Source organism: Bradyrhizobium oropedii, from assembly GCF_020889685.1.
Taxonomy (GTDB): Bacteria; Pseudomonadota; Alphaproteobacteria; order Rhizobiales; family Xanthobacteraceae; genus Bradyrhizobium; species Bradyrhizobium oropedii.
This window is the reverse complement of the sequence record NZ_JACMYO010000227.1, coordinates 1-11,662: the sequence shown is the minus strand read 5'-3', so window position 1 is coordinate 11,662 and position 11,662 is coordinate 1. Positions and strand designations below refer to the sequence as shown.

The following is an 11,662-nucleotide window of genomic DNA, read 5'->3' as shown; positions in this document are numbered from 1 at the left end:
ATCAGGTAACCATCGTTCGGTCGCGCCATCCCTTTGAGGGATCTGCGCTTAATGTGCTTGGCTGGTGTCATCGACGCGGCGAACTTCATCTGACGCTTGTGCTGCCCGATGGTACCCGTGCCCTTGTACCGGCCGCGTGGACAGATCTGCCTATCGCACAACATTTGCCGCGTGCAAGCCCGCAATGCGCTCGAGCGGCATTCCTGGCTTCCTACGCCGAGCTGCTGCACGAATCGTCGACGCTTTGCTGCGGCAATTGGATGCCGCGCATAATGTCCTACCACCGGAATCGGAGGACAGCTATGCAGCAGCTAAGCTTTCTCGACCCACCACCTCAGCGCGGGGCCGTACCCGTATGGGAGGCCCTCGATAAAGTCGCCGTCGGACGGATACGATGTAGCCGTCGTCCGCGTCGTTGGAACGTGCCTTAGGGCCACGCAGCTGTGCTCGGCTGCGACCTCCACAGCCTCGAGCGCCCGCCAAGCGATTATCGGCAGGGAAGGAACACGGACATCTCAGACTCGGTTGTACGCATGTCAGCGCGCTATATTGATGGGTTTAGAACAACTATACCTACGTTTATAATGCGCCTTTCGTCGGCATGTGCTGAGTTCAGCTGCAAGCAATTGACCCGGAACCGTTGGCGCGCGTCTGTTGGGGCCGAAAGGCTTGCCCCATTTATAGCTCTTCCGCCGGAGAAAGGCCGGACGATCCAAGAATGTATAACCAAATCAATAATTTCAAACGCTCAGCCACGCAGTTTACTTTCGGCAGCATAACGCTGGCGGTAGTGACGTTAGCTTCCTTGTACCTTCAAACGCATTTCGCTGAGACGGCGTTCGGCTATTTGCTGGTGATATTGCTGTTTTCGTTGATCGGCAGCTTTATTGCATCGTCCGCGCTTTCCATCTTAGCTATCGCTGCTTTGGCGTACTATTTTGCGCCGCCGGCGTTCAGTCTGCGGATCGAAGACCCTCAAGCTCTTCTGGTGGCTGTCGCATTCTTTACTGTCTCGATTGTCGGAACGCACCTGAATGGAAAGGTCCGCCAGGAAAGACAGGCCGCGCGTGAGACTGCAGCCGAGCTCCGGCGCAGCGCTGCCGATTTGAAAGACCGTGAAAATTGGTGGCGCGCAATCTTTGAGCACAATCCGTCCATGTACGTCATGGTCGATGAAGCCGGTACCGTCCTCAACGTCAATACGTTCGGCGCGACACAACTCGGCTATGCGCGTTCCGAACTGATCGGTCAATCCGTCCTGGGAGTCTTTCTGGAGGAGGATCGCGCGCTCGCTCGCAAACGCATTCGGACGTGCCTTGAAGATATCACTCAATCGCAAACCTGGGAGGCCCAGAAAGCTAGGAAAGACGGCTCGGTATTGTGGGTACGTGAAAACGCCAAAGCGATGCTTTGGGCCGATGATCGGCCCGTTGTCCTCATAGCCTGCGAAGATATCACGGAGCGAAAGCGGACCGAACTTGCCCTGCAGCGAAGCGAAGCACATTTGGCCCAGGCGCAGGAGTTGAGCAATACAGGCAGCTTCGGTTGGAACGTCGCCACCGGCGAGGCCTTTTGGTCAAAGGAGATTTTTCGAATTCTCCAGTTGGACCCGCAAACGGTTCCGGCGCCGGAACTGGTCGTCGCGCGTACGCATCCGGACGATAGGGCGTCGGTCCAGGAGACTATCGATCAAGCAATGCGGTATCCAAGGGATTTCGAGCATGAATACCGGCTACTGCTGCCGGACGGGTCGGTGAAGCATATCCATGCGCGGGCACGCGCCACGAGAAACGCGACTGGTGACATCGAGTTTGTCGGGGCAGCGACGGATATCACGGCTGCAAGACAAGCAGAACAGCAGTTGCGCCGCAGCGAGGCCTATCTGGCCGAAGCCCAGCATCTCAGTCACACGGGTAGTTGGTCCTGGGACGTCCACGGTCTCGATTTTATCTATCGCTCCGCCGAGGTCGATCGTCTGTTTGGCTTTGATCCGCAAGAGACGGTATCGATAGAGACCATTCGGTCGCGTATCCATCCGGACGACCTGCCGCGACTTAAGGAGATGCAGCAACTGGCCAGAGAAGGCAAGGACGGGCGCTTCGCGTACGATTTCCGAATCCTTATGCCAGATGGCTCAATGAGGCACATACATTCCGTGGCCCATGTCGTGGTTGGGAGCGACGGCAATGTCAGCGAACTCATCGGAACACATATGGATGTCACTGAGCAATACGCAGCCAGGGAACGTTTAGAATGCACACTTGCCGCGCTGCGCGAAAGCGAGCAGCGCTTTCGCGACTACGCCGAAACAGCTTCCGACTGGCTCTGGGAGACCGGGCCAGATCATCAGGTCACCCACTTGTCCGAGCACACCAGCGCTGCGGGAATCTTGGCGACAGGGTTGATGGGTATGCTTCGCTGGGACATTGCGTGCGACGTCGAAGAAGAACCCGAGAAGTGGCGGCAGCATCGGGCGAGGCTGGAGGCACATCTGCCGTTTCGGGATCTGGTCTACCGCACCGTCAATCGGATGGGATCTCCGATCTACGTCCGAACGAGTGGCAAGCCTTTTTTTGATATCAACGGTCATTTTCTCGGCTACCGCGGCGTCAGCACTGACATCACGGCTATCATTCGCGCAGATCAAGCCGAACAAGAGCTGCGAAAGGCACAGGCAGAGCTTGCGCATGTGACGCGTGTAACGACCCTGGGAGAGCTGACGACCTCCATCGCCCACGAAATCAACCAGCCACTCGCGGCTATTATCAACAACGCCGACGCGTGCCTCGGTTGGATGAACCGCGAAACCCCTGATCTTTCCGCCGCGCGCTCATCGGTTGACTGGATAATCGAAGACGCAATCCGAGCAAGCGAGGTGATCCGTCGCGTTCGCGCACTTGCGAAGAAAGGCGAGATCGAGATGCTGCCGCTCGATATCAATGACGTCGTTAAGGACGTCATTGCGCTCGTGACACGTGAGCTGATTAGCCACCAAGTGACACTGAAAACCGAGCTGACGGCAGCGCTGCCCGCAATCCTCGGAGACCGGATTCAGCTGCAACAGGTGATTATCAATCTGGTGATGAACGGGATCGAAGCTATGGACGCAGTTACGGACCGGACGCGCGAACTGGTGATTCAGTCTTCTGAGGACGATATGGGGCACGTGCGGGTTGCCGTGACCGATAGTGGCGTCGGCATCGCCGAGAATGACGCCGACCGAGTTTTAGATCCCTTTTTCACGACAAAATCGAGTGGCCTTGGCATGGGTCTTTCGATCTGCCGCTCGATTGTGGAAGCTCATGGAGGGCGCCTTTCAATAGTCCGCAAGCAGGGGCCGGGGGCGAGCTTTCGGTTTGACCTGCCGTTGCACAAGGAGGTCGTGTCGTGAGCGAACGCTCTAACTCCCAGCGCGAAGGCAGCAAGGTCGAGGCCTCGGCAAATGCGATTGTCTTCGTTGTCGAAGATGACCTCTCGATGCGTCGGTCGCTCACGAACCTTTTTCAATCCGTGGGCCTGGACGTCGTTGCATTCGGATCGGCCCGCGAAATGCTGCAAAGCACACTTCCGGACGTTGTTAGCTGCTTGGTTCTTGACGTCCGGTTGCCAGGCTTGAGCGGCCTTGAGTTCCAGACCGAGCTGGCCAGGCTGAACATTCATATTCCCATCATCTTCATTACCGGCCATGGCGACATTCTCATGAGTGTCAGGGCTATGAAGGGTGGAGCGGTCGATTTTCTCACCAAACCGTTTCGCGATCAGGAACTACTGGACGCCGCAGTCGCAGCGACCGAACGCGATCGCAAAAGGCGGGAGGACGAGCAGACCATCGCGAAGCTGAATTCCCTATTTGAGACCTTGAGCCCGCGCGAGCAGGCGGTGATGAAACTGGTAGCTACCGGCCTGATGAACAAGCAGATAGCCGCCGAGCTGGGGCTCGCCGAGATTACGGTCAAAATCTACCGGGGACACGTGATGAAAAAGATGCGTGCCCGGTCGCTGGCGGATTTGATCAGAATGACTGAGACGCTGGGAATCCGCACTAACCGCCCTGAACAAACCTAAGTATGATTTTACAATCGAACCACTCAAGCTCACTTTTTCGCCCATGGCGGCTAATCCTTCGGCAGTCGCTATCCCCGCGTCAGGAGGGCTTGTCTTGTCCACGCTTTTGATTTCTGTCGTTGACGACGACTCGTCGGTCCGTGCGGCGACAGATAACCTTTTGAAATCGCGTGGCTATATCGTCCAAACATTTGCGTCGGCTGAGGAGTTCTTGAGGTCACCGCGGTTGAGCGAAACCTCCTGCGTAGTTACGGATGTGCAGATGCCCGTTATGAGCGGCTTGGACCTGCTGGCAGAAATGCGGACCAGAGGTTACAGCGTGCCGTTCATTTTCATTACTGCGTTCCCCAACGATCGCGTGCGCACCTCAGCCCTGAGCGCGGGAGCGATTGGATTCTTGGCCAAGCCCTTCACCGGACATGCCCTGATCGAGTGCCTTGATGCTGCACTGGAGGAGAATGGCGGCGACGGAGACATCTGAAACGATCAGCCGGCCGCCGCTGCGCTGTCGTTAGACTCCGCTGAGGTCGGGTTGGGGCTCTTTAATAGGTCCATTTGGCCCCCTTCTCGGCTTGCCACCCTGAGCTCGCCCAAGCCAAATTTAAGCGCTGAATGTCGAGATCTATCACACCGCTACGATCTTCTGGAACAAACTCTCCGAAATCAGGCGGCATCGGCAGCGGGCAATCTCTAATTGCGTTGTTGGTCCGTGACCTGCCCGCCAGGCGGTCAGGCTGGCCAGAACAATCTTGCCGCTGATTGTAAGCCGCAAAAGACCGCCGAGCGTAGTGGAGATCGCGCGAGGAACAGGACCAGATCTATGCTTATTTTCCAGCAGATCCCATTGTCACATTGAAATCGTCCTCGTAATCGTAAGTTGAAGAGCTTTCTGCGATCTCGGTATCACTGCCTTCGCTGTCGTCAGCTTTTGAAAGATACCGCGCAGCGGTGCCTCTTCTCTGCCAATCACCATCATCGTTCCTTACCCAATTGCCTGACTTCTCTGGGTCGAGAACCATGTTGTCGGCATCAACCTCGACGAACCCCATCTTTGCCGCACGGGCTCTTGCTTCTGGATTAGCCGGACGCAAATTGAGCAACGGCCTCTCACCGTCCATTCGAAGCTGATGCTCAAGCAGGATATCGCCGGCGTTCTCGACAAGCGGATGAACGACTCGAGAATCCACAGTAGAGATAGTCCCAGTCCGCCCGGGAAAAGCTCTCGCCATCTTTCGACGTCGAACTCTTTCATGCTGTCGCCGCCCTCCATTCTCAGAAGTCCGACACTCTTGTTCCATAACTAGGGGGACCTGTAGAGATTCGCGCCAGGGCCAGCAGAGGGAAATAGTGTCGGTACATGTTGAAGCTCAACATGAATCCGCGTGATAGCTCCGTACCTTGCTGTAAGCGCTTTGCAATCTCCTCGGCGGTCGAGTTTGTTCGAGCGCCGATCCCGTAGCCCGGAAAGCCGGTCGCCGTATAGTGATCCTCGTCCCAGCTTCCATCGCTCTTCTGGGTTGCGCAGAGATGCTCGACACCTTTCCGAACCGCCGCGTCGACTTCAGGGGTTGAATTCACAGATAGGAGGCACATGAGACCCCACGCTGTTTGCGACGGCGTGCTCGGTCCCCGTCCTCGAAGCTCAGGATCCATGTAAGATGCGCATGTTTCACCCCATCCTCCGTCGTCATTCTGCCTCGATAGGATCCAGACAATGGCGCGTTGTACATAGGGCTGCGTCATGTCCTCGCCTATCGCCCTTAGCGCCGGCAGAACGGCTGCGGTGCCGTAGATATGATTGACGCCCCAGCGACCGAACCAGCTTCCAGCTTCTTCTTGTTCGCTTCGGATGTAGTTTAGAGCGCGACGAATAGCGGGATGGCTCTTGTCGTATCCGAGCGCAGCGAAGGCTTCTATGACATGGCCCGTGACGTCGACGCTCGGCGGATCAATTGCCTCGCCGAAATTGCAGAATGGTATCTTTGAAACAATTTCCTTGTCGTTGTCTCTGTCGAAGGCAGCCCAACCGCCGTTGCCGCACTGCATGGCCAGCGTCCACTCGAGTCCCAGCTCGATCGCGCATTCAACTCTCTGCCTTAGCTCGCCGGTACCAGTTCGCAATTTTCCGAGCACAAGCAGAGCAACCGCGGTATCGTCCACATCGGGATAGTAATTATTGGCGCGTTGGAAGGCCCATCCACCGGGGCGAGCGTTCTTACTCTTCACAGCCCAGTCTCCGGGAACAAGAACTTGCTGATTAAGAGTCCACTCCAGCGCCTTGCGAACTTCTGTGCTATCCGCGGATGCGCCTGCCTCGTGGAGCGCAAGGATCGCCAGTAGCGTGTCCCATACCGGAGATTCACTTGCCTGAATGTGAGTGCCCCCATTTCGATCATAGCTCCAGTGTGTGCCCAGCGCTGCGATCGCCTTGGACACCACTGGGTGGTCCATCGTGTACCCCTCGTTAATCAGCGCGATCAATCCATATATCCAGGGGGGTTGGAGACCTCCCCACGCGCCATCCGCGTCTTGATGCCGAATAATCCATTCAAGGCACAGCTTGATGGAATTCTCACGGAAGGGGATCAGCTTCAATCTCTGCGCCTTGTGAAGGCAGCGATCAATTTTCAAAAAGAGCCATTCGAGTGAGAAGGTGCGCGCACGCTTGGCAGGAATCGAGAAATCGAAATTCTCATAGGAGCATGGAAAGACCTCTTCAAGCTTGCTGCCGCCAGGGAGCGGGCAAACAGGCTTGCGTGCCGCGACGATTGTTAGAGGAACCATGGTCGCGCGCGCCCATTGAGCGAAATTGTAGATATTGAACGGAAACCAGAGCGGCAAGCGAATAATTTCCGGGGGTAGATTGGGTGTACATTCCCATGGCCAAACGCCAACCATAGCCAGCCAGTACCGCGTGAATACTCGGAGGTCTCTCATAGCGTTGTGGTCTAAGATCCATGCGCGAGCGCGAACCAATTCGCTGCAATTGGGATCGAAACCCTTTGCTCGAAGCGCCGCGTAAACCTCCACAGTCGAGTTGATGTCGCCATCGGGTGCGCCAGGGTAGGTTGCCCAAGACCCGTCAGGCCGCTGCCGCTGCAATACGGCCCTGATGATATTTTTCTCTGAAGGCAGCTCGAAGCCCAGCATATAGCTGGCCAAAAGCCACTCGGCCTCAATCGTCGAATTCGATTCAACCATGCCAACCCAAAATCCTGACGGATCTTGGGCTTTCCAGAGCCAGTCGATCGCCCCCTGGATGGACCTAGACAGTCGGTTGGATAGATTGGGACCAATTGTAGTCATGGTGCTTTCTGCATGCAGTTGCGCGAGCTGTACGCTTAGAGCGTGATATGAAGGCTCACAAGAAAAAGCTCTATTGATATCGAACGACCGAAATTGCGCTCCCAAGGGACTGCGGCGGCATCACTCTCTCCGCGCAATTCTTAGGAGCTAGCATCGGTTCAGTGTAACCCGGTATGAGCTCCACGTCCGCAGTGATCAGCGTGGGTAGCGGATCGGCATCCGCAGCGGCTCGAAATGGATCCCCGGCCTGTTGGGAGCGAACGCCGCATTACGCTCAATCAGTGTGGCCAGATTCATTTCCGTTCCCCTGGATCGGCCATGCGCGATCAGGCTCCTGAGCTCCTGAAATTCTTCAGAAGTTCTGCTGATAGTGAAGCTATTGTGTCGATACGCATTTCAGATGCGGACGATCGTAAGACTATCTCAGCCGGAAAACGCCAGTCAGACGATGTTACGATTGTTTCGGTGAAGGGCCCTTGAGAGCTGCAGATCCGGACGCTTCATTCCGCGCTGAGGGTTGCTCAACGGATGTTGAGTGCATCTGTCCGTAATGATAAGCGCACCACGAAGAACTCTTCTTGCCTGGCTTTCTAAGTACAGGCTCGCCGCACATATAGGCCTCTCTCTCATCCTCATCTTTGAAACCGACAATGGCCCGGCATTGCCCCTCAGTATGATCGATCAAGAGAACCTTCCTGGCGCCATCGTTTTCTTTCACTTTGCTGCTCCGATCTGCCAAGCGATCGAAGCACCGCTTATGATGCGCGGCTCTTTCAACCTACCCCGGTTGAAACTCTCAACAGTCAGACCGATCGTCACGGATTTGCGCGATAACGGCACCATACCATTGCTCATCGGCCGCCGTGAGCAGCATGTTCGCCAAACCGGTTTCGGAGGCGCACGCCGGCTGACAAAGGGGCTTGCGTTCGGATGTGTGAAACGGTGGACCCGCGCAGACTCTCTCAGGCGCTGCCGATCGCTGCGGGCATATGGTCTCGGTTCTGGATTGCCCGGTCCTTCACTATCGTTCGCCAAAAACAGCGCCGCAGTTGACGATCGATGCATAATCATATCGGCAAGCCAGATGTCGGGATTCAGTATCAAGATGAGATCTTGTGGCGTCAGTCTTTCAATTTGAGACATTCGGAATCCTTACCTCGATACAGTCAGAGACTCGCCACCTCAAGAACGTACAATTTAACGTTACGTGCGATTCAAGTCCCTCGGGCCTGGTCGTATGGAATGTCTACAACCGGACGTGGAAAACGCGACAAGAAAGCTGGACGATCTCAACCATTTGGCGCGAGCCTGAAGCAGTCCGTTCGCCGCTCGTGTGAACTGGGACGGCGGTAGCGAATACCAGGACCAGGACACAACGGTGCAGGATTTGGTGCGTGAGCCGCGACGTTCCAAACGAGTGTAGGGCGGTCGTAAATCAGGCTAGTCGCGACGAGCAAAAAAGGCACGTCGCCTTCTGGTGTTTCCGCATTAGCGTCCGCGTTGTCCGGTCGTCCCGGGGGCACGTCACGCGGGGCAGCGATCATCGCAGCGTCTGGTAGAGGCGATGCGGCAGGCCCGCGCGGCTCGAGCGAGGAGACATAAAGCCGCTATGCGATCCACCTGGTCCCAACCATGATGTTCCGCGACGATACTTTTGGCTCACAACCTGTTACCGGTCGAGAGTGGCCCTGTTCGGCGGAAACTGATGTTACTCGCTTGCCGGCAGTACCGGAGCTATCAATGTTAGTAGGTGTCGACGCAAATCATGCAGGACAGATCTGCGTCGCTCTTCGAAATGAGCTATAGCGTCTCCGACCTTAGGACCTTCTTTCGATGTGTGCGTGAATCGATGAATCGCATCTGCGTCGACGTCAATCCAGCCGTGCTCGCGAGCGCTCGCCACCATCTTGCCATAGGCCATTTGCCAGGCTTTGCTTTCCTTGGGGCAACCGGGCAGCGTAGGCACCAAGTCGACAGAACCAGCGCATTGCCTTGGTCAACGAGGGTAATCCCCCTCAAGGCTTGAGTGTTGGGAGCAAGTGGGCCCTTTCAGAACGAGTTTGAATCCGTCAAAATCCAAAGGGTCCACCAACCGTATGCCGCCTTCGGGCGAGTATTCTATGACCATTTGCTCCTGCCCTCATTGCGGTCTTCGAAGCGATTGAGCCGGCTGTTCGTTCGGACCTTGCGTGCAAAATGCATTCAATCTTCCGGTATGGTTCGAAGCGTACCTCGGAAGTTGATCAACGATTAACGGATCGCCTTGGCCTGGCCGGGTCGCGACAATTCGTCCGACAAAGATGGTATGCGTGCCAATCACCTTATGGTCATGCAAGGTGCTCTCGAGCGTAAACATTGCGCTTTGCAAAAGCGGTCGTCGAGAATGCCCTGATTCCACCGCGCCGAAACGAAGCGGTGAACTCCTTTCGCGCCATCCCGCCCCCCAAACCGCAGCGCAAGGTCTTCCTGATCACTGCGCAGAGAACTCACTCCAAAATTGTTGTTGGCGAATATCACGTCATGCGTCTCGGAACTGGCGTTGATGGCGACCAGCAGATAGGGAGGCTCCATGCAGATCGAAGTTACAGAACTGTAAGCGCTTATTTTTCTGCACTGCGAGCGCGGGTGGCCGCGGCGTCGTGTGACGCCGGGCCCCAGCGGATCATCGGAACGGCTTGATTGACCCTGAGCGTTCGACCGTCAGCCGCTGCTCTCAGCTGGCAGTTTTTTTTGAGCGGTGCAGTTGAACGGCAACAGATCTTCGATATCGGCGTCGGGCGCACGCTGGGGCAATTCAGTGAGCGCGTGACGTAGCCATGCATAGGGATCGACGCCGCAGGCCCGGCATGTCAGCACCAAACTGTAGATCACGGCGCTTGCCCTGGCGCCGGCAACGGTGTCGCTGAACAGCCAACTTTTTCTTCCGGTGACAAACGGCCTGATGTCGCGCTCGAGAACATTGTTATCGATCGGGGCGAGACCGTCACTGGTGTAGCGGGTCAGATAGTCCCATTGGTTGCGCGCATAGGCGATCGCCTTGCCGGTAAAGCTTTCGGGTAGGACCTTCGGCGCCTGGTCGTCGAGCCACGTCCGGAAGGCGGCCAATACCGGCAGGCTATGCTGCTGGCGCAGCCGCAAGCGATATTCGGCGCGCGTTTCGCCCTCGGGCGGGGTCTGGCGCGCCACCCTCTCGACCTCATACAACGCCTCGAAGAACTTGAGCGCCTGCAATGGCGGACCGCCAGGCTTTTTCCTGGCCTTGAGCGCGTCGGTAAATTTCCTGCGCCCATGCGCCATACAGCCGAGATGCGTCGCGCCTGTCAGCGTGCGCCAGGCGTCATAGCCGTCGCTCATCAACAAGCCGCTATAGCCGGCCAAGAAGGCCTGCGGATGTTCCTGGCCGCGACCGGGCTGGTAATCGAACAGCACGACCGGCTGCGCGCAGTCCTGGCCGCTGCGATAGGCCCACATGAAGGATTTGGCCTGTGCGTCCCGGCCGTCCTCTTTAAGAACCTGGACCCAGGTTTCGTCACCGTGGACCAGGGGCTGCGCCCTGAGCTTTTGCTGTAGCGCGTCATAGACCCGCTGCAGCTGCAACTCGCTCGACCGGATCACCCAGTTGCCCAGCGTCCCGCGGCTGATGCTGACGTTGGCGCGCCCCAGTGCGTCCGCCAGACGATACAGCGGCGTGCCGTCGACGTATTTGCTGGCGAGCACGAGCGCCAGCGTCGATGGTGTGGCGACGCTGCCCGGCAACGGCTGCGCCGGCATCGGCGCGGTCACAATCGGGGTGTTCAGCGCGGTGCGCTCGCAGTGACGGCAGGCATATTTGAACCGCACATGTTGCAGCACCGACGCCTTCACCTCGATGTGCAACTGCTCGGTGACGGTCTCGCCCATCCGATGCATTCCCTGGCCGCAGCACGGACAGTCCTTCTGATCCTCACCCAGATCATGTTCGACGCGCTGGCGCGGCAGATCTTCAGGCAGCGGCTTGCGGCCGCGTTTCTTCGGCGCCGGCATTAAAGCCTCCGGCAATCCCGTGTCCGGCACGGCGACCGCCTCGACATCGGCGTCGTCCCGGCTTTCAGCGGCGGCCTGCTCGGCTTCGTTGAAGATGCGCTCCGTGAGCTTTTCGCTCTTCGGCGCATAGCGGTGCAGGCGCTCCAGACGCAACTGCTCCTCAAGATGCAGGACGCGGTGCGCGAGTTTCTCGTTCTCGGCCCTCAGCGCAGCGATCTCGGCCGCGCTCGCCGCGATCAGTGATTCCAGCTCGTGCGTTGTGGGCTTG

General features: G+C 57.3%; 8 protein-coding genes. 3 read left to right on the top strand and 5 right to left on the bottom strand.

The genetic code is table 11. From position 1 onward, the window contains the following. The first annotated feature begins 718 nt into the window (after positions 1–718). The 3 genes from H8A95_RS37660 to H8A95_RS37650 all read left to right on the top strand — a co-directional run bounded on the left by H8A95_RS37660 (position 719) and on the right by H8A95_RS37650 (position 4,546). The gene (locus tag H8A95_RS37660; RefSeq protein WP_229166837.1) at positions 719–3,391 is read left to right on the top strand and encodes a PAS domain S-box protein; all 2,673 of its coding nucleotides are present in this window, start codon (positions 719–721) and stop codon (positions 3,389–3,391) included. Further along, positions 3,388–4,065, top strand: coding sequence for a response regulator transcription factor (locus H8A95_RS37655; protein ID WP_229166838.1), 678 nt, complete (start codon positions 3,388–3,390; stop codon positions 4,063–4,065). The genes H8A95_RS37660 and H8A95_RS37655 overlap by 4 nt, the downstream gene beginning before the upstream one ends. 94 nt (positions 4,066–4,159) lie before the next feature. Then, positions 4,160–4,546 (top strand): response regulator transcription factor, encoded by a 387-nt coding sequence (locus H8A95_RS37650; RefSeq protein ID WP_229166839.1) that lies wholly within the window; start codon positions 4,160–4,162, stop codon positions 4,544–4,546. Between the two features lie 343 nt (positions 4,547–4,889). Here the strand turns inward: H8A95_RS37650 and H8A95_RS37645 are convergent, their stop codons facing one another. The 5 genes from H8A95_RS37645 to tnpC all read right to left on the bottom strand — a co-directional run. Beyond that, the gene (locus H8A95_RS37645; protein WP_229166840.1) at positions 4,890–5,252 is read right to left on the bottom strand and encodes a hypothetical protein; all 363 of its coding nucleotides are present in this window, start codon (positions 5,250–5,252) and stop codon (positions 4,890–4,892) included. Between the two features lie 85 nt (positions 5,253–5,337). Next, positions 5,338–7,371 carry a squalene--hopene cyclase gene (gene shc / locus H8A95_RS37640; protein WP_229166841.1) on the bottom strand — a complete coding sequence of 678 codons (2,034 nt, stop codon included), beginning with the start codon at positions 7,369–7,371 and terminating at the stop codon, positions 5,338–5,340. A 714-nt stretch (positions 7,372–8,085) separates the two neighbouring features. Continuing rightward, positions 8,086–8,514: a hypothetical protein gene (locus H8A95_RS37635; RefSeq protein WP_229166842.1), complete on the bottom strand. Its 429-nt coding sequence runs from the start codon at positions 8,512–8,514 to the stop codon at positions 8,086–8,088. 1,173 nt (positions 8,515–9,687) lie between these two features. Further along, a complete protein-coding gene (locus tag H8A95_RS44280) occupies positions 9,688–9,975 on the bottom strand; it encodes a flavin reductase family protein (protein ID WP_338028046.1) in 288 nt (95 codons plus the stop codon). A gap of 96 nt (positions 9,976–10,071) precedes the next feature. Next, positions 10,072–11,662: IS66 family transposase (gene tnpC / locus H8A95_RS37630; protein ID WP_229187665.1), on the bottom strand; the 1,591-nt coding region annotated here is incomplete at its 5' end.

Coding starts and splice junctions, on each gene's coding strand:
- shc (WP_229166841.1), bottom strand. CDS start 7,371: ATGACTACAATTGGTCCCAATCTATCCAACCGACTGTCTAGGTCCATC.
- H8A95_RS37660 (WP_229166837.1), top strand. CDS start 719: ATGTATAACCAAATCAATAATTTCAAACGCTCAGCCACGCAGTTTACT.
- H8A95_RS37635 (WP_229166842.1), bottom strand. CDS start 8,514: ATGTCTCAAATTGAAAGACTGACGCCACAAGATCTCATCTTGATACTG.